Here is a 25,335-nt window from a genome sequence, read left to right on the forward strand (position 1 = left end):
TATGTCCCTCCAATGAAAACCATTTGATTTTATAGGATTCTCTCTTTACAAGTTCTGTAATCGATAAAGTTTTTAGAGCTTTAAATGCCGAGTAGTGCTGATAGTTATCCGCTATCTAAATAAATCTGAATGGGAGCCTATTCTAATCAATCTAATGGTTCTCGGGTTTTCGATTTGTAGCCATATGATTAATAAGTCTGGTTTGATATGACACTCCCAATTGTCTTTGTAATTGCCTGTTAACCTATGAGGTCGCATATTTTTTGGTACTCCGGCTACTCCCTTGATTTCTAGTTTTTTCAGTAATGCTACTGCTAGTTCAAAATCCTTCTGATTTCTTTTTACTTTCTTTAAATCCTTTTTGAATTTCGTCGTAAACTGTAGTTGAAACATCGGGCCTAAAGTTTTTCAAGCCAACGATCGAGGTCGTTGATAGTTTCCAAATCCTCATTTCTTGCCTCGTCGATCGCTTGCTTTGTTTCGTCATTGGGAATGTTACCGACATCCCTGAGCATCAATATTTCAAGATAATTATTGAGGCTTCTTCGTTGTGCCTTGGCTTTCTCTTTAACAAGTTCTAAAAGTTCGCTATCAAACCTAAAAGCTGTTTGGACTTTAATACGTTCTCCTTTAGACATACTGTATGCTTTAAATTGTTTGTTCATCTCAAAAATACTATATAACATTGTGTTATACAAGTTGTATAATTATGTTATTCAAGGGATTTAAAAAATGATATGTCCTAATGTCGTGATGGGCAGATACCTCAAAATCTCAGTTTTACGGATAAGCTTTTAGTTTCTACAGTACCGAAGTATTCTTGAATATCAATTATTACATCAATATGTATTTTTTAAATAAGCCCAAATTGAGGTTAAACTTTAGTCTCAAACGGAGCAACGGTCGAAATCAATATGATATCGGATAGCTTTCAAAAACCTTATTCCTTCTTGTCGTCATCCTGCTTTATGGACATGTCCCGGTTGATCGGGAAAAAAGTGGGTGGAGTGTCCTTGGTCTCGCCTACGACTGCTACAATTTCCCTCTTCAGGTAATTCAGGTGGGCAATGGTAAGCCTATCGGTCATGACGGGCAAGGTTTTTTTAATGTTCGATTGCAAGGTTAATAGATTGTCTAAAGCCAACGAACGCACATCGGTATTCGAAGTATAGCCTTCCGAGAGTTTGGCGAGGATTCCCTCTACGACTCCATCGGCCTCATCGGGCTTGTATAGCGCAATCATATTGGCCACATAGGCCTTTTGCAGTTTTCTGCGATAGGCGTTGGTCTGATAAAAAACGTTCATATCGCCCCAAACCAAATAGTTCAGGTCATCTATATATTCTTCCGGCCGGTAGGGGTTTTCGTATTCATAGCGTTCCGCGATAAAAGTCATCCTACTCAATCGGCTGCCGCCCAAGAGGTTCATCATTACACTTTCCATGGTTTTGGTTACGGACTCCTTGGAACGTGGTGACTGAATGGCATTTAGGATATCGTGGCGCAATAACCATTTGGGCTCTTTAAAGATATGTTGGTCTAAAAATGCAAGTGCCTGTTTCTGTACCTCCTTAGATACCGGACGGTATACTTCACCCTCTTCGCCCATGGTTTTCGGGGTCACATAGATTCCGCCTATGTTCTTGGTCACGTGAAAAACGTAATCACTATACTGCCCGACCAAATCTTTGTAAATCTGGTCGAGATTGGAGTAGTCATCGCTGTTCTTGCCCTTCGTCCATTCCCTTAGGCAGGGTGCTATGCGCTGCAAGTTCATAATACCATAGGTACTAGCAATCATGGCATCGTCGCCCAGGTCTTCAGTCTGTGACCTAGGGTCAAAATCGCGACCTTCCCCACCGAACCAAAGCCGGTGGTTTGTGGTGACGCTATCCGTCACTATCTCCGCCAAAAACTCTTTTTCCTCCGACACGGTCATTTCCATTGGGTATTTGGCATATCCCCATTGAATCGCCCATTTGTCGTAATCCCCGATTCGGGGCATTAGATCCTCCACCGGAATATTATCTTCGGGTTGAGCCACGTAGTTGAAACGGGCATAGTCCATAATCGAACTGGTATGACCGTTCTTTTTAAGCCATTCGGCGTCCCTCAATTTATCCACCGGAGTGGCGCTACTCGCTCCCATATTGTGTCGCAATCCTAAGGTGTGGCCTACTTCATGGGAAGAGACGAAGCGAATAAGATTTCCCATAAGGTCATCGTCGAATTCCATTTGCTGCGCCCGAAAATCGACCGCACCGGCTTGTACCATATACCAATTGTGTAGCAAACTCATTAAGTTGTGGTACCATCCGATATGGCTTTCCAAAATCTCACCACTTCTTGGATCCACAATGTTCGGGCCGTAGGCATTTTTTGAAGGGGAGGCAAAATAGCGCAGTACCGAAAAGCGGGCGTCTTCCAGACTCATGGTCGGATCGTTTTCCGGCCATTCCATACCCATGATGGCATTTTTAAATCCGGCCTGTTCGAAGGCTACTTGCCAATCGTTAATACCTTGAATAAGGTAAGGTCGCCATTTTTTCGGTGTGGCGGGATCGATATAGTAGATGATAGGTTTTTTAGGCTCTACAAGCTCGCCCTGTTTCCATTTTTCCAAGTCTTCTTCCTTAGGTTCCAAGCGCCACCGGTGTATGTAGGTATTGCGATCGACCTGCTGTTGGTCATCCCCGTATTCCAAATAGGAACTGGCAAAAAAGCCTACCCGGCTATCGAACATCCTTTTGCGCATCGGCGTTTTGGGCAATAGCACAAAGGAATTGTTGATTTCCAAGGTAACTACCCCGGCGAGTACCGCCGCAGGTAATTGCTTTTCCCTTCGTTCAACACTGGCCCTGGCCGTATAAGTCTTGACCGTTTTTATTTCGGTATTGATCGGGAATGTATTGATTTCCTTGATGTAGGATTTATCCTTTTCCAAATTGGAGAGCTTATACGCGCTTTTCTGGCTTCCGCTCAAGGTCAACAGGGGGTTTTCACTATTCACAAAATCAGTGACCTCGATGAGGTAGGAGGCATTATCCTCATTTTCGGCCTCGATATCAAAAGTCTCCAGAATCGGCGTAATATTCGAATTGTTTACGGCCTTAGAAATGGCATCATTTTCATCCGCAGCACTGACAAGCGTGGCAATCCGAAGAAAAAGATTGTTGTTGGGCCCCTTTTCGAAGATGATGGTGTTTTCGGAAATCTTTTCCCCGCCATAGTTTCCCGCTCCCGATGGCGTGCGTATAAAACGCGTTACCACGAGCAGTTCGCGATTCAACAAGCTATCCGGAATTTCAAAGTAGTACCTCCCCTCGGTTTTATGCACATCAAAAAGACCTTCTTTAGAGATGGTCTCCTTGGTTACAAAGCGTTCGTACGGTTTTATCTTATTGATGGCAAGACTCCCATCACCCTTCTTATCCTGCGATTTTCCCATAAAATTGAGCGTACCACAGGAGGCGGTAACCAATAGCAATAGCAAAAGTGTAATGAATCGAGTCATAAAAAACGAACGGTTCAATTAAGTATTTAGTATGAAATGGGTTAGGTCGGTTGCGCTTTTAACAAAAACAGATGTTCGTACCACGCAAAGTAATATACGATGTAAAAGAGGGTTTGGTTGAAAAAACCCTGAATGGTAAGATACGAAACCTTATGATTTTAGCGAAATAAAATCAAAATAGCTCCTAATGCGGTCAGGACCAAAATCATTTTACGGTAAAAATCATCCTTAATGATTTTTACCAATCGTACGCCGATGAACAGCCCCAGAAATATACCGGGAACCAGCTTTAAGTCGATCCATAAGGTCTCTGGTGTGATGGTCTCCCAAGACCAGATATGAAAGGGCAATTTAAAGATATTGATGATAAAGAATAGCCATGCCGCGGTGCCGATAAATTGGTTTTTGGGCAGTCGCATGGCAAGAAAAAAGATATTGCTGAAAGCCCCCGCTAAATTGCCGATCATGGTCGTAATTCCTGCCATAATACCCATAAAGCCTGCAAAAGCCCAATGGGTGGGCACTGTCTTCGATTTTTTGCGGTCCCACCAGTACATCATCACCACACTTCCTAAAATGATGATGGCCATCCCGATTTTAAAAGTAGCCTCGTCAAGGTCTTTTCCTATGAAGTTGCCTATAAGTACTCCGGCCATCATCCATGGTAAAAAGCGTAGAATGTATTTCCATTGGGTATGACGGTTGTAGTAGATGACGGCGAAGATATCCCCGACAATCAGCAGCGGAACGATCAATCCCGTGGATTGTTTGGCCCCGAAGGCCAATGCCATTAAGGTAACGATGATGATGGCGATTCCTTTGATTCCTGCTTTGGATATTCCCAAGACCAATGCAGCGACAAAGGCAAGCGCCCAAGCTGTAGTGGTAATATCAATACTCAAAAATGGTAGCACGCAAGAGGTTTAGAAGGCAGGGCACAAAAGTATCTTAATTTATTTTACCTTTAAAACATGAACCTTTAGAATCGGGTTCTACAACAAAGCCACCAAACTATGGAATTAAGTACCCTCGATTATAGCTTTATAATCGTATTCTTCTCAATCGTTCTCGGAATCGGAATTTATGTTTCCAAAAAATCGGGTAAGGATTCCACCGAATTTTTTCTTTCCGGAAGAACGATGCCATGGTGGTTGTTGGGGCTTTCGATGGTGGCAACCACGTTTTCTACCGATACGCCAAATTTAGTGACCGATATCGTGCGTACCAATGGCGTTTCCGGGAATTGGGTCTGGTGGTGCTTCTTGTTAACGGGAATGTTGACCGTTTTTGTTTATGCCAAACTGTGGCGTAAATCGAACGTGAATACCGACTTGGAGTTTTATGAAATGCGTTACGGTGGAAAACCAGCGAGCTTTCTTCGCAAATTCAGGGCCATTTACCTCGGCGCATTGTTCAATATCATCACGATGGCCTCGGTAACACTGGCCGCGATTAAAATCGGCGGAATTATGTTGGGGCTCGAACCTTGGGAGACTGTTGTAGGCGCTGGCTTGATAACCGTGGTCTTCAGCGCTCTTGGTGGGTTTAAAGGCGTGGTCTATACGGACTTTCTCTTGTTCTTTGTAGCCATGAGCGGTGCAATAGGTGCCGCTTATTATTTGGTAAACATTCCTGAGGTCGGTGGGCTTCAAGCCTTGATGGCGCACGAGAATGTTGCCGATAAATTGAATATCCTGCCAGACTTGGACAATACCCAGGTGCTGATCACACTGTTTATCATCCCTATCGCCGTACAGTGGTGGAGTTCTTGGTATCCCGGTGCCGAACCAGGGGGTGGGGGCTACATTGCGCAACGAATGCTGGCCGCAAAAGACGAAAACCACGCCATTGGGGCGACTTTTTTCTTTAACATCATGCATTACGCCTTAAGACCATGGCCGTGGATTTTAGTAGCCCTGGCCTCTTTGGTGGTGTATCCGGATATTGCCAGTATTGCCGCGGCTTTTCCAGATGTCGCGGAAAACAAGCTGGGTCATGATCTGGCCTATTCCGCTATGTTGACGAAGCTCCCAAGTGGCCTGCTCGGTGTCGTTTTGGCTTCGTTGGTAGCGGCATATATGAGTACTATTTCTACTCAGTTGAACTGGGGGTCCTCTTACATCGTGTTCGATTTTTACAAACGACAGATCAATCCGAAAGCTACGGAAAAGCAAATGGTCGCGGTAGGTAGAATTTCTACGGTACTCTTAATGGTACTTAGTGCCTTACTGGCGCTTACACTCCAAAATGCTTTTGAAGTATTTGACCTGTTGATAAAATTCGGAGCCGGTACGGGTCTCGTATTCATCCTTCGTTGGTTTTGGTGGCGCATCAATGCTTGGAGCGAGATAACGGCGATGTTCGCTTCGGGAATCCTAGTCATTCTTTTGGCGACGACCGATTTGGGCGATTTCCTATTCGCTCCGGAAACCGGGATATTCCCCGAGTGGGCCAACTATCCGTTTGTTGTTGTGGTCACAACCGCTATTTGGATGGCGGTTACCTACATGACACAACCAGAATCAAATGAGACATTACGAGCATTCTACAGGAAAATACAGCCTGGGGGTCCCGGATGGGCCAAAGTGGTCCGAAATGCTGAAAAAGATAATGTGGAAATCGTCAAAACGGATGAAAAATGGAGTGTCCCCTCCGGTATCACCGCGATGCTCTTAGGTGTGGCACTGGTATATTCCACCATGTTCGCAACGGGTTATTGGATTTATGGACGTACCACTTCCGCATTGATATTGAGCGCTGTAGCATTGATTTCCGGGGCATTGCTCATTAAAACCTGGGGTCGGATGAAGGAAAATATTCTGTAATCATGGCGACTGGCTATTCCAAAACTCCGCTGTATAAAAAACTTGGCATCAAAGAAGGGTTTGCCATGCTGCTGTACAATGCGCCAAAATACTATTTTGAATTGTTCGAAACTTGGCCGGAAGACGTTCGGATTTGCGAGATGGCCGATTCGGAGGGAAATCGATTTCATACAGTTTTTCTGCACTCGGATAATCGAATTGGAAACCACCTTGCACGACTATCTACGGAAAATGAAAAAAACCGGGCTCCTTTGGATTAGCTGGCCGAAGGGCGCATCGAAAATAAAGACAGATTTGAACCGGGACATCATTAGAAGTTTTGTTTTGAAAACCACTGGTCTTGTAGATGTAAAGGTCGCTGCCGTCGACGAAGACTGGAGCGGACTGAAATTCGTGTATCGTTTGGAGAACAGATAGCCAATTATGAAAATGGGAGTACCATGCAAAACCGAATACTTTCCGTAGATATCTTTAGGGGCATGACCATCGTTTTAATGATTTTGGTCAATACGCCGGGAACATGGTCAGCGGTCTATGCACCCTTCCTGCACGCAGAATGGCATGGGTATACTCCAACAGATCTCGTATTCCCCTTCTTCCTTTTTATCGTTGGTACATCGATTACGTTTTCGTACAAGAGCAGGACCGCAACCGCCGCTACCTATAAAAAAATCAGTGTTCGCACCTTGAAATTAATTGCGCTGGGATTGTTTCTAGGGGCATTTACCTTGTCGTTTCCCTTTATCAAAGATTTTGCCGATATCCGCTTCCCGGGGGTGTTACAACGTATTGGCGTCGTGTACTTCTTCGCCGCGATCTTGTTTTTGAACGTTAATTGGAAAACGCTCATAGGTATTGCAATAGCGCTATCATTAGGCTATTGGTTGCTCATGGTACTTGTTCCGGTGAACGGAATCGAATCAACCTTGGAACGCGCCCCGAACAATTTGGCCAATTGGGTGGATGTCAAAATTTTCGGTAGCCATAATTATAAAGCGGATTATGACCCGGAGGGGTTGCTGAGCACCATCCCGTCTATAGTAAGTGCGTTATTTGGAATTTTTACGGGTTTGATATTATTATCCAGGCAAGATAAAAAAGCAACGATCTTGATGGGAATCGGAGGCTCGATGCTGATCGTTGGCCATCTTTGGGGGTGGGTTTTTCCGATTAATAAGGCCTTATGGACCAGCAGTTTTGTTTTGGTTACCGGAGGTTGGGCGAATCTTATCTTGGCATTGATCTATTACCTGACCGACGTTAGAAATATTGAATTTGGTAGCGTATTTCGATATGCAGGTGCGAATGCGATAGTCCTCTATTTTCTTTCCAGTTTTATCAGTAAACTCATGGGAATGATTCAAATCGGCGAAACCTCTCTACATGGATGGTTGTTTGGTACAATTTATGCAAACGATTATATGTCATTGCAGCTGTCATCTCTCCTCTACGGGTTAACGGTCGTTGCATTTTATATGTTGTTGGCCTATGTACTCTACAAAAGAAAGATTTTTATCAAAGTGTGATAGTAGCCTGAGAAAATATATTGCCTACGTGGGCATACTTTTTTTGTTGACCATCCCTTTGTCGCTTTTTGGTCAGAAACAATACGAAAAAGGCTTTGTGGTATTGAACAATCAGGACACCTTGTACGGCTTTGTACGGGACAGAAAACCATCACCCTTCGGAAGGCTTTACAAAAAGATTCGATTTAAAGGAGAAAAAGGACGCTCCAAATATGGTCCGGAACAAATTCGGGCGTATCGAAAGGGAGGAATTATTTTTGAAAGTGTTTGGATGCAGGAAACCGGGCATTTTCTCAGTCAAAACTATACATCGATAGCTAACGTGGGTGAACAACGATTTTTAAAGGTTGTGGTAAAAGGCTATCTTACCTACTACCAATGGGAGTTCGAGGATGCCGATTCGGATTATATAGACGCCATCGACCTTTTTAAAAAAAAGGATGATACCTCGCTTATTCGAGTCACTCAAGGGTTGTTCGGACTCAAAAGGAAAAGTTTGAAACGTTTTTTTAAGGACTGTCCTCCTTTGGTAAAAAAGCTGGAAAAGAAGGAATTCAAACACCCGATCGATGTGGCGAATTTTTACAATTCGTGGAAAGGTAGTCAGTCTAGATAAAACGTATTATGCAGCACATCATACTATTCAATTCGACACAGGAAATTCCGAAGAACGTTCTGGGAGGGGAATTGCAATCCTGTTGTTTTGCCCCTAAAACAGGTTTTTATCGCGACGGATTTTGTAAAACCGGTGAAGAAGACCACGGTACCCATGTGGTCTGCGCCATTATGACCGAGGAGTTTTTGGCATTCACCAAGTCGCAAGGCAATGATCTATCGACCCCTATTCCGCAATGGAGCTTTCCAGGGCTAAAACCGGGGGATAAATGGTGTTTGTGCGTGATGCGTTGGGTACAAGCCCAAAAGGTGGGTAAAGCCCCAAAGGTGGTGTTGGAAGCTACCCATGAAAAAGCCTTGGCCTATACCTCTTTGGCCATATTAAAAGAGCATACCTACCAAGAGTAGGTTCCGCTATTTCTTTGCATCGAACGCCCAGGCCAAGAATGCCGGAAAGATTTTCCCCCATGTAGGCAGATCATGTTTTCCTCCCTCAACCTCTACATAGGTAACGGCGCCAGGATAGGAATAACCCTTGGCTTGAAGTTCTTTAATAACATCCAAGGTATCGTCAATGGCGTCGATAATCCCATTCCCGTTGCGATCGGCTTTCTCGTCTTCCGTCCCGGTCTGTAACCAGAATTTCAAAGGGGGCGCGAATGGTTTTTCCTTGATGACATCTAGAAGAATACGACTTCTGTCGGCGATATCTTTTTTTACATAGGCTTTTTTACGCCACCAAAAAGAGCCGCTGAAGACGCCTATTTTCCCGAATTGCTTCGGATTTGCATAGGCGATATCGAAGGCCGATAATCCACCTAACGACATGCCGCAGTAAACCCAGTCTGCTCCTTTTGGCGAAACCTTAAATTCCTTTTTAAGAAAGGGAAGAAATTCCTCGACGATAAACTTGGAATATTCATAGGCCCGACCACCCCTACCTTTAAAATCGGCCGATGAAGCGATACCGTATTCGTGCATTCGATTTTCATTGCATTCGATACCGAAATAGAGAAAAGGCCGCAATGTCTTATTGGCGAAAGCCTTAGTCAAGGTTTCCTCCAATCGCATCGGCCCATAATCCTGCCCGTCGTTCATGAGCAATACTGGGAACGAGGAGTTCGATTTCCAATAGTTTGACGGGGCCACAAAACGGAATTTGACCCAGCGATCGAGATGCCGTGAAAAGATGATGCCCTTGGCACTAATGAAATCAATATGAAATTGCATGGGTTTCGGTAAAGAAGTGCAAGTATAACGATTACAAAAAATAAATGTTTGACGCATTCGGAAATAAATTACATTTGCGCCTTTTTTTAAAAACAACGAATCAATCATTTTACTTATATTTAGGGCTATGGCCAAAGTCGAGCATATTCCATATTTTTCCAATGTTCTAAGTAGAAACATCAATGTTGAAGTCACCGGGCATTGGGGACATCCAATACTTATGTTTCCTTCCTCAGGAGGACAATACACTCAGAATACCGATTTTGGGTTGGTAGGTTCCGTGATGCATCATGTAGAGGCTGGTCGAGTTAAATTATATAATGTGGAGACTATTGATATGATGTCGTTCTACGATGATAATATGAACTCCGAAATGAAAATCCATAATTACGAACTGTATATGCAGTTTCTAAAGGAGGAAATGATTCCGTATATCCAAAAGGAATGCAACACGCATCGTATTGGTGTGGCAGGGGTAAGCTTTGGTGGTTTTCATGCCGCGAATACGGCTTTCCGATTTCCGGATGTGATTTCGCATTTGATCGCGATGAGTGCGGCCTTCAATATTCGTAACATGACCCCGCTTTCCGATGATATGCGCATTTATTACAACTGTCCTGACGAATTTATGCGCCATGAGGAGGCTTGGAAGTACAACCATATTCAAATCGTATTGGGAACGTCCGATTGGGATATCTGCTTGGATAAGAACAAGTATATGTCCGGGATCCTCAACGAAAAGGGAATAAATCATTGGTATGATGAAAAAAAATGGGTAGAACACGATTGGCCCTTATGGAAAATGGCCTTTCCGGAATATCTGGGAGCATATTTCAATTAGAAGAATCTCAAATTAAAATTTAAAACAGCGCTCTAAACGCTTCACAAAACACACATTAATTATAAACGGATTCCGGTCATTACCGGAATGAAAAAAAATCACATGGCAAAAAAAGTAGGCATATTGTTCGGGATGGAAGATACCTTCCCATGGGCATTCATTGACAAGGTAAACGAATTAGGCAAAGGCAAGGTCGTCGCGGAGGCCGTTCAAATAGATAAGGTACAGCAGGGTATCGATTACGGATACAGTGTTATTTTCGACCGTATCTCACAGGAGGTTCCCTTTTACAGGGCCTATTTAAAAAACGCGGCTTTAATGGGTACCGCGGTCATCAATAATCCCTTTTGGTGGAGTGCCGATGAAAAATTTTTCAACAACTGTTTGGCGATGGAATTGGGCATTCCCGTTCCAAAGACCATTTTACTGCCTTCTAAAGAAAGGCCGGACAATACTACCGAAAAGTCATTCAGGAATTTGGTCGCGCCCTTGGATTGGGACTACATTTTCAATTATATCGGTTTTCCGGCCTACATGAAGCCACATGATGGTGGCGGTTGGAAAAATGTTTATAAGGTTGAGAACGCGGACGATTTATTCGCCAAGCACGAAGAAACAGGTCAATTGGTGATGATGCTGCAAGAAGAAATCGTCTTTGACGATTATTATCGCGTGTACTGTTTGGGTCAAAAGTATGTACATATCATGCCCTATGAACCACGGAATGAGTTTCATCTGCGCTATGCCACCGAGCCCAAGACCACTGGCGCCGCACATGACAAATTGATGAAGCTGATTACGCAATATACCTTAAAGCTAAATCAGGCACTAGGCTATGACTTCAATACGGTCGAGTTTGCCATCCGCGATGGGGTGCCCTATGCCATTGATTTCTGTAATCCTGCACCGGATGCCGACATACACTCGGTCGGTCAAACCAACTTCGCATGGATTGTTGAGCATTCCGCAAAGTACGCCATAGAAAAGGCCAACGCCCATAGATCAAAACAGAACAATACCTCTTGGGGCACCTTTGTAAAAAATTCGGCTTCGGTCGCGCGGCCAAAAGCAGGAAAAGTCAATTTAAAGACCGCTGCCGAGGCAAAGAAAACAGTAGTGAAGAGGAAGGCGACGGCTTCGGCTTCCAAGCCAAAAGCCAAACCAGCGGCAAAGAAAAGCACAACCAAGGCAACACCCGCCACAAAGGCCAAAACCGCGGTAAAGAAGACCCCTGCGAAACCGAAACCGGCCGCCAAAGCCACCAAGACCAAGACCGCAGCGGTCAAAAAAACCGCCGCTAAATCGGCTCCTATTTCAAAGACAAAGGCAGCCGTAAAAAAGGCGCCAGCTAAGACGAAACCCGCCAAGAAAAAGTAGATCCTTAGTTGACCAAAGTTAAACGCGACCCTTATGCACAAATTCACACTCGGAATAGAAGAGGAGTTTCAGATTCTCGAAAGTGATTCCTACACCCTTCATTCGCAGATGTCGAAAATCATTGATGGGGGCAAGGTGCTGCTGCAAGAGCGCATCAAGGAAGAAATGCACCAATCTATGGTGGAGATGGGCACGAACGTATGTGAAAATATCAATCAAGTTCGCGATGAGGTTTCTTACCTGAGGCAGCAAATTATATTATTGGCCAATGATGAAGGTCTGAAGGTCGCCGCGGCGGGTACGCACCCGATTTCCCAGTGGCACGAACAACTCATAACATCTAAACCTCGATATGAGGAGATTGTAGACGAGATGAAAGACGTGGCTCGTGGAAACCTTATTTTCGGGATGCATGTGCATGTGGCGATTCCAAATCGGGAGGAAGGGCTGGAAATCTTGAATACCGTACGGTATTTTTTACCGCATTTGTATGCCTTGTCGACGAATTCCCCTTTTTGGGAAGGGCGTAACACAGGTTTTAAATCGTACCGTAGCAAGGTTTTCGATAAGTTTCCGAGAACCGGTATTCCACCCTATTTCGCAAGCGTTGCCGAATACGACAAATTTGTGGATATTTTGGTACGCACCAGATGTCTGGATAATGCCAAAAAAATCTGGTGGGACATCCGCTTACATCCATTTTATCCCACCATTGAATTTCGTATCTGCGATGTGGTGATGACGGTAGACGAAGTAACTTGTATCGCGGCTTTGATGCAATGTTTGGTCGCGAAACTCTATAAATTGAACCGAAAGAACCAGACATTTAAAAACTATCGCCGATTGTTACTGAACGAGAACAAATGGCGGGCCGCCAGATGGGGAATCGAGGCAAAGCTTATCGATTTTGGGATTGAAGAGGAAGTACCCTTCAACAATCTGATTCACGAGTTGTTGGATTTTATCGATGATGTAGTTGATGATTTGGGATGCCGCAACGAGGTCAATTATGTCTATCAGATGTTACAACAAGGTTCAGGGGCCGACCGGCAGCTTAAGGTTTTCGAGGAGACTGGTAGCTTGGTCGAAGTAGCCAAATATATCGTGGGCCAAACGGCGAAGGGTTTGTAACTTTACCAAACGAACGGTAGCGGCCACATATGAAATGCGCATTTCGTGCGTTATGAAAGAAAAAAAATGCACAGTACCTATAAAATAGCGATTTTAGATATGAATGCCGGCGAGCCCAATGAGGGCATGCGCTGCATTAAGATGTTGGCAGGCGACTTTTTATCGAAAGATGGGATTTTAGGCCATTACGATACCTTTGATGTCCGCGTAACCGGTGAGGTACCGAATATTGCGGATTATGATATTTTTATTTCCTCTGGAGGTCCGGGTTCACCCTTGCTTACAGGGGAAGCTTGGGAGAACAACTACTTTATTTTCCTCGATACGTTATTGCAGCACAATCTTTCCAGACCCGATAAGAAACATTTGTTTTTGATTTGTCATTCCTTTCAATTGGCCTGCATGCATTGGGATGTCGCCCGTGTGACCAAAAGGCGCAGTACCTCTTTTGGAATCCTGCCCATTTTCAAAACCAAGAGCGGGGAAAGGGAAGTACTTTTCGAAGGTCTGCTAGACCCCTTTTATGCAGTTGATTCAAGAGATTACCAAGTCATAGGTCCCAAGGAATGGAAGTTGGATACGCTGGACGGGAAAGTACTTTGTCGCGAAAAAATGCGGCCCAATGTACCCTTGGAGCGTGCCGTGATGGCCATTCGTTTTTCCAACGAGATTTTCGGCACACAGTTTCATCCGGAAGCGGATGCCGAAGGGATGCTTCGCTATTTCGTAAAAGAGGAAAAAAGGGAACTGGTCATCAAAAAACACGGTAAAAAGAAATATACCGAAATGATCGAGCAATTGGATGATGACGGAAAGATCATGAAGACCAACCACACGATTATCCCGAGATTTCTAGATTTGGCTGCGAAGGCCATAGACGAATCGAAACTACAGACTGCATGATACCGAAAATCAGGGAAGCCTTCAATGCCAATTTCAAAGAAGAGTTTTATCAAGACCTTCTTGACCATGTAGTAAAGGAATTGAAAGAACCTACTGCTTTCCGTATTTCGGAAACCCCCGTTTTTATCAGTAAGGAAATAAAGGCCGCCGTTTTCTCGGCCTGTGATGCCATCATTGAACAATTGTGGCAAATCGATTTTGCCGACATACGGGACACTTTTGTTCCAAAGGAAATGCAGTCGCCCCTTCCTATGGGGAAACCTGACTTTTTGGCCATTGATTTTGGCTTATGCGATGATGGGAAAGGAGGAATTACACCGCAACTTATCGAATTACAAGCGTTTCCGACCTTATTTTTTTACCAGCCTTTTTTGGGTGAAGCTTTTATTAAAGCGTATCCGAATATGCCAAAAGAAGGATTTCACTACTACTTTAGTGGCCTGAACAAACAAGGGTATCATGCCGCCGTTAGCAAGGTAATCCTTAACGGCTACAATCCGGAAAATGTCATCCTCCTTGAGGTCTTTCCCGAAAAACAGAAAACGAGAATCGACTTCTGGGCCACGCAAAAAGCCTTGGGTATCGAGGTGGTCTGTATGACAAAGGTCATTAAAGAGGGGAAAAAGCTTTTTTATGAAAAAGACGGTCGAAAAATACCGATTCACCGCATCTACAACCGGGTCATTTTCGATGAGTTGGAACGTATCGAAAACCTACAGACGAGCTTTACGCTAAGCGACGATCTCGAGGTAGAATGGTGTACGCATCCCGATTGGTTTTTTGTGATTTCAAAGTGTATTATGCCGTTACTGAAGCATAAGAATGTGCCGGCATCCTACTATCTGAACAATTTTCCCTCCGATTTGAATCTGTCCAACTACGTACTAAAACCCTTGTTTTCCTTCGCAGGACAAGGCATCAATCTTCACCCTACAAAAGAGATTCTCGATGGCATCGAAGACAAACAAAATTACATTCTGCAACAAAAGGTGGCGTACAAACCCTTGGTGAAGACGAATACCGCCAAGAATTCCAAAGTCGAGTTGCGCATGCTCTATATCTGGAGTGAGGAAGAAAATAGGCTGAAACCGGTCATCAACCTTACCCGAATGAGTAAAGGCGAAATGATCAACGTGTCGCATCAAGTAGACGAAACCTGGATCGGATCTTCCATTAGCTTTTTCGAGGAGTAATTATTGTACTTAAGGAAGGCTACGAAATCAAGCTCGAGGAATACTTAACTCAGGAGTAATCCGAACTCAAGGTTCTCAACCTAGTAAAATGACGAATATTCGAATTACCTACCTCTCCTTGGGAGAGGTCGTAATCGCCAGAGCGATTGCGGGTGAGGCCCCCGGGTGTCGCAAAAATCAACGCATCATAACCCTCAATGATATTTTTCATCAGACCAACAAAATCGTCATCATGGTTGGTATTTTGATAGTCGTAAAATGAAATGCGATACTCCTGTAAATCGATGATTTCGCAATGTAAAAGTGTTTTAAGGGCATCTACCTTCTGTCGTGTTTCGCCGTCGCCTCTAGAACTTCCTAAAATGACTACCTTTCTGGTCTTCATACGTCTAATTTCTCACTGCTGTCGAGTTAATGCAGTCCTGCAAACCGCCATTGCTTACTGCACGCTACCGCCCTTTCATCAACTTAGCCACATACTTTCCGATCACATCAAATTCCAAATTCACCACCGAACCCACTTGGTACGAATTGAACCGAGTGTGTTCATAAGTATAGGGAATGATCGCAACGCTAAAGCTATTGGTGCCGGAATCAACAACGGTCAAGCTGGTGCCGTCTATGGTAATCGAACCTTTTTCAATCGTCGGGTTGCCGTTTGCCGCATCATACTCGAATGAAAATACCCAACTACCATCTTCTTCTGAAACTGCGGTACATACACCGGTCTGATCTACATGACCTTGTACAATATGACCATCCAGCCGGCTGCCTAAGATCATGGCCCGTTCCAAATTTACCCTTTCCCCTTCCCGTAATTTTCCAAGATTCGTCTTTTGAAGGGTTTCATCAATCGCCGTTACGGTGTAAATTCCAGTATCTACGGAAACAACGGTCAAGCAAACGCCATTGTGGGCAACGCTTTGATCGATTTTCAGTTCGCTCGATAACGGACTGGCAATCGTAATATGTAGATTGCTTCCTTCCTTCCGTAATTCGGCGACCTCACCTAAAGTTTCGATTATTCCCGTAAACATCTTCCATTTAATTTAAGTAATTTTACATTTAGTCCAAACCAAGCTAAAAGGTTAGGCGATATGAACATTCACCTCCCTTTTGGGCCAGAGAAACTATTTTAAAAAGTTTCGGGCGGGGCATACAAAGGTAAAGAATAAGATGGGCGAAAAAGGGAAAATAAAATTAGGGATATCAATTGGTGATCTAAACGGAATAGGCTGTGAAGTGGTCTTAAAAACCTTTGAGGATTCCCGTATGCTCGATTTTTGTACCCCTATCATCTTCGCATCCAACAAAACCATCTCGGCGCAGAAAAATGCCTTGAATATCGATATCAATTACAACGGAATCCAAGAATGTTCCAAAGCGCTCGATGGGAAAATAAATGTGCTCAATGTTTGGAAAGAAATTCCCGAACTAAAGTATGGCGAGGCTACCGAAGAGGCGGGAAAATTGGCCATTGCATCCCTCAAAGCAGCGGTCGAAGCATTAAAAACCGATGAAATCGATGTATTGGTCACGGCACCGATCAATAAGAATAACATACAGGCCGACGATTTTAAATTTCCCGGGCATACCGATTTTCTAGCCCAAGAACTGGAAGGGGAAAGTTTAATGTTCATGGTCGCCGATGATTTGAGAATCGGTCTGCTTACGGATCATGTGGCTGTAAAAGACGCCCCGGCCGCCATAAACCCTATTTTAATCCGTACCAAAGTGCGTACCATTGAGAAATCGCTTACGATGGATTTTGGTGTCCGCCGTCCCAAAATTGCCCTCTTGGGCATCAATCCGCACAGTGGCGATAATGGCGTCATCGGTACTGAGGACGATGCCGTCCTAAAACCGGTCATCAAGGAAATGTCCAATGCAGGACACTTGGTTTTCGGGCCCTATTCGGCAGATAGCTTTTTCGGCTCGGACGGCTACAGGAATTTTGATGCGATTTTGGCCGCCTACCATGATCAGGGGCTCATCCCGTTTAAAACACTTTCCTTTGGGAAAGGCGTAAACTATACGGCGGGATTGCGAAAAGTGCGTACATCGCCGGACCACGGCACGGCTTATGAAATCGCTGGGCAAGGAAAGGCCGACCACAGCTCTTTTAAAGAAGCCGTCTTCACGGCAATCCAAATCTTCAAGAACCGCGAGGAATACGCCCAGCTGACCGAAAACCCGCTGCAGAAGCAAAAGGTGAGGCGATGATTCTTGCATCCAAATTCTTGGTTTATCCATAATCTGTAACCGGAGTAGGCATGGTAAATATTCGAACATGAAAAACGGAATAATCTATTGGGATGTAGATCCGGAAATTTTTTCAATTCTCGGTTTCCCGATTCGATATTATGGCCTTTCATGGGCGCTTGGGATTGGTTTCGCTTACCTAATTATAAAGAAGATTTACCAAAAAGAGAAGATTCCTTTAAGCAATCTGGAGCAGCTATCCACCTATATTTTGATCGGGGCATTCTTGGGAGCAAGACTCGGGCACTGTTTTTTCTACGAACCAACCTATTATTTTCAGAACCCTCTTGAAATCATTTTACCGATTAAAAAGGTCGGGGAAGCGTTTGAGTTTATCGGTTTTCAAGGACTTGCAAGCCATGGTGGCCTAATAGGAATAGTAATCGCGATACTCATTTATGCACGAAAAACTCGAACGAATATGTTATGGATAATGGATAGGGTCGCCATTGGGTCTACGGTTACCGCAGCGCTAATCAGGATTGGAAATCTTATGAACTCGGAAATTTATGGGAAACCTACAAGTGGGAATTGGGGCTTTGTTTTTGAACGGGATGATCTGATTCCCAGGCACCCGACGCAACTCTATGAGGCATGTTCCTATCTTTTGATATTCGGACTATTGGTCCTGATTTATAAAAGAGCAACTAAGATGACATCGAACGGACTTATCCTAGGAGTGTTCTTGATGTTGTTTTTTACGGCAAGGTTTGTAATAGAAATTTATAAAGAAAATCAAGTGGGCTTTGAAGATTCAATGACGTTGAACATGGGACAAATTTTGAGTATCCCGTGCATAATTTTAGGCCTTGTACTGATTCTCCGTAGGAAAAGGCATCTGGTGCACCTGGGATAATAACAAATAGGGTTCAAACCTACCCTCCCAAAAGGGCGCTGCATAGATCGTATGCAAAAAACAGCTCCAGATCAGTTCCTTTGGAAGTCATTGAAGATGGGTCTCCGCGGTGAATTGATTTCAACTTAAAACTATAGTCTTGGTTTTTTTTTCTATCAGCGAAACGGGCTTTTTTCCCTGCTCTTTTTTCTTTTAGCTAAGAATTGTTCATTATCAAAATAATAGTATCTTTGCAGCCCGTCATTCAGACGGGTATTTCGATTGAATTAGTGTAGAAAAGGATGGAACATAAGGAATACAACATTCCTTTTTCAGGATTGAAGCAAGGAAAGCACCAGTTTGAGTATCAGATCGAGAATACGTTCTTTGAGTCTTTTGGGTATGAAGAGTTTAATGCAGCGGCTATTTCAGTAGACGTCGGGTTGAACATCGCCAGCACCATGTTAGAACTCGATTTTGATGCAAATGGTACCGTAAACGTACTTTGCGACGTTACCGGTGAACCTTTTGACCAACCCGTTGCATCGAATCTGCAATTGGTAGTCAAGTTCGGGGAAGCGTACAACGATGAAGATGATGAAATTTTAATCATACCACATGGGGAGCATAAAATCAATATAGCACAATACGTCTATGAAATGCTCGTATTGGCGGTCCCACAAAAGCGTACGCATCCGGGAATCGCCGATGGAACATTAAAATCGGAAGCTTTAGATAGATTAGATGCCCTAAGACCAAAGGAAATAAAGGAAAATAAAGACGATAACGATCCCCGATGGGATGCTTTAAAAAAGTTAATAACGGATAAATAAGTAAGTAATGGCACATCCTAAGAGAAAAATATCGAGAACCAGAAGGGATAAGAGAAGAACACATTATAAGGCGGTAGCACCTACTTTGGCCACTGACCCTACAACTGGTGAAATGCATTTGTTCCATAGAGCACATTGGCACGAAGGAAAACTATATTATAAAGGGCAGGTCTTGATCGATAAGACCGAGGCAGAAGCTTAAGAACCCTTTCATCCGATAAAATTGAACTCCCTCCATTTGGAAGGGAGTTTTTTTGTGCCTTTTGATCTTTAGAAATCCTTTTTGTCTAGAACCATAAATCCTTGTGTAAAAGAAAACGTTTTTCGGTAAAAAGTCCTGAGAATTGACTAATTTTCAACAATTTTGTGCCATTTTTGCATGTTTTTGATGAAAAAGCAACTTACAGCATGGGTAAACTAACAGCAGCCATCACCGCCGTAGGCGGATATGTTCCGAAATTTGTGATGACCAACAGCATGTTGGAAGAAATGGTAGAAACGAACGACGAATGGATCACCACCCGAACCGGAATCAAGGAAAGACGTCTGCTTAAGGCTGACGAAGGGGAAGGTTCTTCTTATTTGGCTATCAAAGCTGCCGTAGACCTATTGCATAAAACGGATCTAGACCCTGCTGAAATCGACCTTGTCATTGTCGCCACGGCCACCCCTGATAGTATGGTCGCTTCAACGGCGGCTTTCGTTGCCACCGAAATCGGAGCCAAAAATGCGTTCGCCTATGACCTATTGGCGGCATGCTCCAGTTTCTTGTACGGGATGTCTACGGCCGCTAGCTATATTGAATCGGGCAGGTATAAAAAAGTACTTTTGATAGGGGCCGATAAAATGTCCTCTATTTTGGACTATACTGATCGCACTACCTGTATCATCTTCGGGGATGGTGCGGGAGCGGTTTTATTCGAACCCAATACCGAAGGCCTTGGCTTACAGGACGAATACCTTAGATCGGACGGCTCCGGTCGCAAATTCCTGGGTATGCCGGCTGGGGGCTCCATTTTACCAGCTTCGATGGAAACCGTAAAAGCACGCCAACATTACATTTTTCAAGACGGGAAATCGGTATTTAAATTTGCTGTTTCGAATATGGCCGATGTAGCGGAGCGTATAATGCAGCGAAACGATTTGGATCATACCGATGTTTCCTGGTTGGTACCACATCAGGCCAACAAACGTATCATAGATGCTACGGCCAAACGAATGGGCATCTCCGGAGATAAGGTGTTGATGAACATTCAGCGCTATGGGAACACCACATCGGCAACCCTGCCGTTGCTATTGCACGATTACGAAAACCAGCTCAAGAAAGGGGATAATCTTGTCTTTGCCGCTTTTGGTGGCGGATTTACATGGGGATCGATTTACCTAAAATGGGCATATAACTAACATATCTTTCTAAAAACGTTTACATGGATATCAAAGAAATTCAAAACCTGATCAAGTTCGTGGCCAAATCCGGGGCTACAGAGGTAAAATTGGAAATGGATGATGTAAAAATCACCATTAGAACAGGTGCACTGAACACGGGTCAAGAAACGACCATCGTTCAACAAATTCCGATGGCGCAAGCACCGGCACCAGCGGCCGCACCACAAACCGATGCCCCTGCCCAGCAAGCGCCCAAAAGCGATGATGGTGCAGCGGATGACGCCAAGTACATTACCATCAAATCACCCATTATCGGGACCTTTTATAGGAAGCCTTCGCCAGACAAACCTTCTTTCGTAGAGGTAGGCCATACCATTTCCAAAGGGGATGTGCTGTGTGTTATCGAGGCTATGAAATTGTTCAACGATATCGAATCGGAGGTTTCTGGTAAGATCGTCAAGATATTGGTCGATGATTCTTCTCCGGTAGAATTCGACCAACCACTCTTTTTGGTAGATCCATCTTAATAATAAACCTAAGGTTTCAAGGCCCGGGCATCAATTTAGTTTGTGGAACGGGAACCTGCCGCTGCGCCGGCTGACTTGGAATTTGACGTTTGGAATTCAAAAGAATTATGTTCAAAAAAATACTGATTGCGAATAGGGGAGAGATAGCACTTCGTGTTATACGTACTTGCAAAGAGATGGGCATTAAAACCGTGGCGGTCTATTCAAAGGCCGACGAGGAAAGCCTTCACGTACGATTTGCCGATGAGGCCGTATGTATCGGACCAGCTGCCAGCAGCGAATCGTACTTGAAGATTCCCAACATTATAGCCGCTGCCGAAATTACCAATGCCGATGCAATACATCCCGGATATGGCTTTCTTTCGGAAAACTCCAAATTCTCGAAAATATGTGCCGAGCACGATATTAAATTTATCGGAGCCTCTGGGGAACATATCGATAAAATGGGAGACAAGGCAACCGCAAAAGCTACGATGAAAGCAGCAGGGGTACCTTGTGTACCAGGCTCTGAGGGCTTGCTCAAAGATGTAGCCGATGCGAAGAAAACCGCCAAAAAAATGGGCTATCCCGTTATGATAAAGGCTACCGCTGGAGGTGGTGGTAAAGGAATGCGCGCCGTTTGGAAGGAAGAACAAATGGAGGACCTTTACAACAGTGCCGTACAGGAAGCCTCGGCGGCCTTTGGAAATGGCGCAATGTATATGGAAAAGTTGATCGAGGAACCACGCCATATCGAAATTCAGATTGTAGGCGACCAGTATGGCAAAGCCTGCCATCTATCCGAAAGAGACTGTTCCGTGCAGCGAAGGCACCAAAAATTGACCGAAGAAACGCCTTCGCCCTTTATGACCGATAAACTTCGGAACGATATGGGCAAAGCGGCCGTCAAGGCAGCAGAGTATATCAAATATGAGGGCGCAGGAACCGTAGAATTTTTGGTAGACAAGCATCGGAATTTCTACTTTATGGAAATGAACACCAGAATTCAGGTAGAACATCCGATCACCGAACAGGTCATCGATTACGATTTGATCCGTGAGCAGATCCTAGTGGCCGGGGGCGTCCCGATTTCTGGAAAAAATTACATACCAAAACTACATTCCATAGAATGTCGTATCAACGCTGAAGATCCCTATAATAATTTTAGGCCCTCCCCCGGTAAAATCACTACGCTACATATACCGGGCGGGCATGGTATTCGTATGGACACCCATGTCTATAGCGGCTATTCAATACCGCCGAACTACGACTCCATGATCGCCAAATTGATTACCACTGCCCAGACCAGGGAGGAGGCTATCAATAAAATGAGACGTGCGTTGGATGAATTTGTAATCGAGGGAATAAAAACCACCATTCCGTTTCATAGACAATTAATGGATCACCCCGACTATCTGGCCGGGAATTACACCACCAAGTTTATGGAAGACTTCGAGATGGAACCCCTGGATGAATAAGCATTAGTAGCCCCGCCATCGTGCGGGGCTTTTTGATACCCCTCCCCTTTTTCAGGGAGGCATTTTCACGGTTTACAAGTTCCGTTCTTCTAAAAATTCACCCCATTTTTGCAGTCAATAGTGGTTTTGGTACGATAGCTGTACAATTTTCGGCAAATAAAATAGTTAACAAAACAACTCATTAAACGAAATAGATGTTTCGAAAAACCATTGTCTACAGTTCGTTATTCGTAATGCTCCTTTGCAGCACCAGCTGTTTCGAGATTTTGGAGGAAATCAACTTGAACGCCGATGGCAGCGGAAGTATGCTCGTCACCCTGAATATGAGCAAAAGCAAGACCAAAGTGGCCTCTATCATGTTGCTGGATAGCATTAATGGTTATAAGATTCCGACCGAGGACGATATGAACGAGGCGATGAAAGATGTGGTGTCGCATTTAGAAAAAACGGATGGTATCAGCAATATCAAGAAAACAAAAGACATGGATAACTATGTTTTTACCATCGCCTGCGACTTTAAGAAAGTAGAGCACATCAATGCTATTTTTAAAGACCTGATTGAAAAGCAGAATAGGAATGGTGGCACCAGTTTTACTACCGAGAACTTCACCTTTAACGGAAACACTGGAACATTTCTACGCAATTTCAAGTACGATTCAAGTATCAAGAAGTCTTTCGCGCGCTTGAACGACGAGGATAAAAAAATATTCGATGATGCCAGTTATACCTGTATTTATCGCTTCAAAGACGCCGTAAAAAGTGTATCCAACGAAAACGCGAAGATCGCACCGAACAAAAAGGCCGTGATGTTGCGTGTTGATGCAATGTCCTTTATCACTGGAGCAAAAAATGTCCAAAATAAAATTCAACTGACCCGATAAAACCAAAATCAAAAATGAAAAAAGTAATTCTATCCATAAGTATATATTGCTTCACCCTAGGGCTTTCCGCACAGGACCTAAGCACCAAAATACCTTCCGATGCCGCCGCTGTGGTAACGATAAAAGGGGAACGGCTTACACAGCTGGTTTCCGTAAACGATTTTTCGAATTCCAAGTTGGGCCAGATGCTCGGTAAGGAGTTGAGTCAAAAAACCGATGGAAAAATAACGGCTATCGCCGATGCCGGTTTCGATTTGGAAAAGAATTTCTATTATTTCCTAGACGTAAAAGAAGGCGTGTTTACGAACTGCTTTCTGATTCCTTTAAAAGATTCAAAAGGCTTTGAAAGCCTTTTGAGCGAAAGGGAAAAAGAAAAAATCGTTAATGAGAACGGACTTTCGTACATGCAAGAAGAGTATGACAATATGGTTACTTTATGGAACAATAATACCATGGTCGTGATATTCGCTGCGGACCAATCAGATTCTAACGATTACTACGATGATTACGGTTACTACGATGATTTGCAAATAGAGTCTGCCGTAACCGAAGAGATGATCGAAGGAGCTGTAGAAGAGGAGACCGAAGAGGAATCGAATTACGGGATAACCATCGAGGAAGTTGAAATAGAAGAAGGACCTGCCGATGCTAAAGACGCGGTGGAAGAGGCCGAAGAAGTCGTTGAGGAAATCGTAATCGAGTCAACCGAGTCTTACAACGATTATTACAACAGCGAAGAGTACCAGAGATCGCAAGCCGAACAAGAGGCCAAGCGGAAAGCGCGCGAAGCACAACGGGAAGCAAAAAGAAAAGAATTAGCCCTTGCCACCTTGCAAAAGGCAAAGACCGTAATGGCCGGAAACTACCCCCAAGGCAGTATCATGAAAAACGAGAGCTATCTTAACAGCGTTGGCAATGGTAAGGAAGAGGCTAGCGCCTGGGTAGCCGATTTTGGCGGAATCTACAAAGACGCCGCCTATGGTAGCTATCTATTCGGTGCAGCAAACCCCTATAGTTTTATGGATATCGATAAGCTCTACGGAGGCATGTCCATTGCGGCAAAACTCGATTTTGAAGAAGACCACGCTGCCATTAAGACGGTCTACACGATGAACGATGAAATGGTCGACCTCTACAAACAAATGTACGATGGTAAGCTCAACTCCAAGTTTACCGATTTTATAAACGAAGACCGTATGTTGGGCTATTGGTCGGTAAATATGAGCGTTGAGGGCATGTTGAACGCTTATCCGGATTTAATGGATTCGATGTTTTCAGGAAAAGAATCGAATACGTATGGTGATGCGGTTAGTTTGGGGACGTATTTGTTCCGAATTCTTATCGATGAGGAAGCTGCCGCTGAAATCATACGGGGTGATATGCTTTTAGTATTGAACGACCTTTCTGAGCGTACCGTTACCTATATCGACTATGAATACGATGAAGCCTACAATACTGTCGAGGTCGAAAAGACCAAAACCGAGACCGTACCTGATTTTATGTTCATGTTCTCGTCCGAACAAAAAGGACTCTTCGATAGATTGGTGCGAATAGGTGTAAGAGAAGGAGAACTGGAAGCGATAAACGGTATGTATAAGATTGCAACAATGGGCAGTTCTTCCCCATTCGATATCTATGTGATGTTCAAAGACGGTATATGTTTCATGGGAAGTTCAAAAAGGGATATGATGGCCATCAATACAGGCTCCTTTGCCTCCAAACTTTCTGGAGATCATAAAAAGAACATGAAGAAGAACGTAAGCAGTATGTATGTGAACGGTAAAAAAATCATCGCTCAGATTCCTGTAGACTCTTATCCTTCGGAATTAAGGGATCGAATCGGATTTCTAACCCAAAACACGGAAGATGTACAATTCCGCTTTGAAAAAATCAAAGGCAATACCATGAAGGGTGAAATGATTTGGAACACCGCCACATCTGGGCACGAGAATAGTTTTGACTACTTTCTTAATATGATCGAAGCCTTTATCGACTAGTT

25 protein-coding genes and 1 pseudogene are annotated in these 25,335 nt (G+C 44.0%); 19 read left to right on the forward strand and 7 right to left on the reverse strand.

What is annotated here, in order from left to right; genetic code table 11:
- Nucleotides 1-111: 111 nt before the first annotated feature.
- From FGM00_RS18375 to FGM00_RS18390, 4 genes are all read right to left on the reverse strand, one after another.
- Nucleotides 112-393, reverse strand: a complete 282-nt coding sequence (locus FGM00_RS18375; protein WP_138854321.1) for a type II toxin-antitoxin system YafQ family toxin — start codon at nucleotides 391-393, stop codon at nucleotides 112-114.
- A 5-nt stretch (nucleotides 394-398) separates the two neighbouring features.
- Nucleotides 399-638, reverse strand: coding sequence for a hypothetical protein (locus FGM00_RS18380; protein ID WP_138854322.1), 240 nt, complete (start codon nucleotides 636-638; stop codon nucleotides 399-401).
- Between the two features lie 302 nt (nucleotides 639-940).
- Nucleotides 941-3,514: a zinc-dependent metalloprotease gene (locus FGM00_RS18385; protein WP_236262848.1), complete on the reverse strand. Its 2,574-nt coding sequence runs from the start codon at nucleotides 3,512-3,514 to the stop codon at nucleotides 941-943.
- A gap of 158 nt (nucleotides 3,515-3,672) precedes the next feature.
- Nucleotides 3,673-4,428 (reverse strand): sulfite exporter TauE/SafE family protein, encoded by a 756-nt coding sequence (locus tag FGM00_RS18390; RefSeq protein ID WP_138854323.1) that lies wholly within the window; start codon nucleotides 4,426-4,428, stop codon nucleotides 3,673-3,675.
- A 99-nt stretch (nucleotides 4,429-4,527) separates the two neighbouring features.
- Here FGM00_RS18390 and FGM00_RS18395 point away from each other — a divergent pair, with 99 nt between their 5' ends.
- The 5 genes from FGM00_RS18395 (at nucleotide 4,528) to FGM00_RS18415 (ending at nucleotide 8,888) form a co-directional block, all read left to right on the forward strand.
- Complete coding sequence (locus tag FGM00_RS18395; RefSeq protein ID WP_138854324.1) at nucleotides 4,528-6,339, forward strand: sodium:solute symporter family protein; 1,812 nt, start codon at nucleotides 4,528-4,530, stop codon at nucleotides 6,337-6,339.
- A gap of 96 nt (nucleotides 6,340-6,435) precedes the next feature.
- Entirely contained in the window at nucleotides 6,436-6,756 is a 321-nt protein-coding gene (locus FGM00_RS18400) for a hypothetical protein (protein ID WP_236262849.1), read from the forward strand.
- 23 nt (nucleotides 6,757-6,779) lie between these two features.
- Nucleotides 6,780-7,865, forward strand: a complete 1,086-nt coding sequence (locus FGM00_RS18405; protein ID WP_138854325.1) for an acyltransferase family protein — start codon at nucleotides 6,780-6,782, stop codon at nucleotides 7,863-7,865.
- A gap of 28 nt (nucleotides 7,866-7,893) precedes the next feature.
- The gene (locus tag FGM00_RS18410) at nucleotides 7,894-8,481 is read left to right on the forward strand and encodes a hypothetical protein (RefSeq protein ID WP_138854326.1); all 588 of its coding nucleotides are present in this window, start codon (nucleotides 7,894-7,896) and stop codon (nucleotides 8,479-8,481) included.
- Between the two features lie 8 nt (nucleotides 8,482-8,489).
- Nucleotides 8,490-8,888, forward strand: a complete 399-nt coding sequence (locus FGM00_RS18415; protein ID WP_138854327.1) for a DUF2237 family protein — start codon at nucleotides 8,490-8,492, stop codon at nucleotides 8,886-8,888.
- Nucleotides 8,889-8,894: 6 nt separating this feature from the next.
- Here FGM00_RS18415 and FGM00_RS18420 read toward each other — a convergent pair whose 3' ends face one another.
- Nucleotides 8,895-9,710 (reverse strand): alpha/beta hydrolase, encoded by an 816-nt coding sequence (locus tag FGM00_RS18420; RefSeq protein WP_175416268.1) that lies wholly within the window; start codon nucleotides 9,708-9,710, stop codon nucleotides 8,895-8,897.
- A gap of 127 nt (nucleotides 9,711-9,837) precedes the next feature.
- On the opposite strand from FGM00_RS18420, the gene FGM00_RS18425 reads away from it, so the two are divergent.
- From FGM00_RS18425 to FGM00_RS18445, 5 genes and pseudogenes are all read left to right on the forward strand, one after another.
- Nucleotides 9,838-10,551, forward strand: a complete 714-nt coding sequence (locus FGM00_RS18425; RefSeq protein WP_138854329.1) for an alpha/beta hydrolase-fold protein — start codon at nucleotides 9,838-9,840, stop codon at nucleotides 10,549-10,551.
- 102 nt (nucleotides 10,552-10,653) lie between these two features.
- A pseudogene (locus tag FGM00_RS18430) lies at nucleotides 10,654-11,598 on the forward strand (ATP-grasp domain-containing protein); the annotation flags it as partial.
- 363 nt (nucleotides 11,599-11,961) lie between these two features.
- Nucleotides 11,962-13,059, forward strand: a complete 1,098-nt coding sequence (locus tag FGM00_RS18435) for a carboxylate-amine ligase (protein ID WP_138854330.1) — start codon at nucleotides 11,962-11,964, stop codon at nucleotides 13,057-13,059.
- A gap of 66 nt (nucleotides 13,060-13,125) precedes the next feature.
- Nucleotides 13,126-13,962 carry a type 1 glutamine amidotransferase gene (locus tag FGM00_RS18440; protein ID WP_138854331.1) on the forward strand — a complete coding sequence of 279 codons (837 nt, stop codon included), beginning with the start codon at nucleotides 13,126-13,128 and terminating at the stop codon, nucleotides 13,960-13,962.
- Nucleotides 13,959-15,155: a glutathionylspermidine synthase family protein gene (locus FGM00_RS18445; RefSeq protein ID WP_138854332.1), complete on the forward strand. Its 1,197-nt coding sequence runs from the start codon at nucleotides 13,959-13,961 to the stop codon at nucleotides 15,153-15,155. The genes FGM00_RS18440 and FGM00_RS18445 overlap by 4 nt, the downstream gene beginning before the upstream one ends.
- A gap of 49 nt (nucleotides 15,156-15,204) precedes the next feature.
- Here FGM00_RS18445 and FGM00_RS18450 read toward each other — a convergent pair whose 3' ends face one another.
- Both FGM00_RS18450 and FGM00_RS18455 read right to left on the reverse strand, forming a co-directional pair.
- Complete coding sequence (locus FGM00_RS18450) at nucleotides 15,205-15,540, reverse strand: NAD(P)H-dependent oxidoreductase (protein WP_138854333.1); 336 nt, start codon at nucleotides 15,538-15,540, stop codon at nucleotides 15,205-15,207.
- A 64-nt stretch (nucleotides 15,541-15,604) separates the two neighbouring features.
- On the reverse strand, nucleotides 15,605-16,192 hold the full coding sequence (locus FGM00_RS18455) for a riboflavin synthase (protein ID WP_138854334.1): 588 nt from the start codon (nucleotides 16,190-16,192) through the stop codon (nucleotides 15,605-15,607).
- Nucleotides 16,193-16,331: 139 nt separating this feature from the next.
- On the opposite strand from FGM00_RS18455, the gene pdxA reads away from it, so the two are divergent.
- The 9 genes from pdxA (at nucleotide 16,332) to FGM00_RS18500 (ending at nucleotide 25,333) form a co-directional block, all read left to right on the forward strand.
- Complete coding sequence (gene pdxA / locus FGM00_RS18460) at nucleotides 16,332-17,378, forward strand: 4-hydroxythreonine-4-phosphate dehydrogenase PdxA (protein WP_138854335.1); 1,047 nt, start codon at nucleotides 16,332-16,334, stop codon at nucleotides 17,376-17,378.
- A 67-nt stretch (nucleotides 17,379-17,445) separates the two neighbouring features.
- Nucleotides 17,446-18,273: a prolipoprotein diacylglyceryl transferase gene (gene lgt, locus FGM00_RS18465; protein ID WP_138854336.1), complete on the forward strand. Its 828-nt coding sequence runs from the start codon at nucleotides 17,446-17,448 to the stop codon at nucleotides 18,271-18,273.
- A 281-nt stretch (nucleotides 18,274-18,554) separates the two neighbouring features.
- Complete coding sequence (locus FGM00_RS18470; protein WP_138854337.1) at nucleotides 18,555-19,085, forward strand: YceD family protein; 531 nt, start codon at nucleotides 18,555-18,557, stop codon at nucleotides 19,083-19,085.
- A 7-nt stretch (nucleotides 19,086-19,092) separates the two neighbouring features.
- The gene (gene rpmF, locus FGM00_RS18475) at nucleotides 19,093-19,287 is read left to right on the forward strand and encodes a 50S ribosomal protein L32 (RefSeq protein WP_138854338.1); all 195 of its coding nucleotides are present in this window, start codon (nucleotides 19,093-19,095) and stop codon (nucleotides 19,285-19,287) included.
- A 206-nt stretch (nucleotides 19,288-19,493) separates the two neighbouring features.
- Nucleotides 19,494-20,489 (forward strand): beta-ketoacyl-ACP synthase III, encoded by a 996-nt coding sequence (locus FGM00_RS18480; protein ID WP_138854339.1) that lies wholly within the window; start codon nucleotides 19,494-19,496, stop codon nucleotides 20,487-20,489.
- A 23-nt stretch (nucleotides 20,490-20,512) separates the two neighbouring features.
- On the forward strand, nucleotides 20,513-20,998 hold the full coding sequence (gene accB, locus FGM00_RS18485; protein WP_138854340.1) for an acetyl-CoA carboxylase biotin carboxyl carrier protein: 486 nt from the start codon (nucleotides 20,513-20,515) through the stop codon (nucleotides 20,996-20,998).
- Between the two features lie 107 nt (nucleotides 20,999-21,105).
- Nucleotides 21,106-22,455: an acetyl-CoA carboxylase biotin carboxylase subunit gene (gene accC / locus FGM00_RS18490; protein ID WP_138854341.1), complete on the forward strand. Its 1,350-nt coding sequence runs from the start codon at nucleotides 21,106-21,108 to the stop codon at nucleotides 22,453-22,455.
- Between the two features lie 194 nt (nucleotides 22,456-22,649).
- On the forward strand, nucleotides 22,650-23,336 hold the full coding sequence (locus FGM00_RS18495) for a hypothetical protein (RefSeq protein ID WP_138854342.1): 687 nt from the start codon (nucleotides 22,650-22,652) through the stop codon (nucleotides 23,334-23,336).
- Nucleotides 23,337-23,350: 14 nt separating this feature from the next.
- Nucleotides 23,351-25,333, forward strand: coding sequence for a DUF4836 family protein (locus FGM00_RS18500; protein ID WP_138854343.1), 1,983 nt, complete (start codon nucleotides 23,351-23,353; stop codon nucleotides 25,331-25,333).
- The last annotated feature ends 2 nt before the right edge of the window (nucleotides 25,334-25,335 follow it).

The organism is Aggregatimonas sangjinii, assembly GCF_005943945.1.
Lineage (GTDB): Bacteria > Bacteroidota > Bacteroidia > Flavobacteriales > Flavobacteriaceae > Pelagihabitans > Pelagihabitans sangjinii.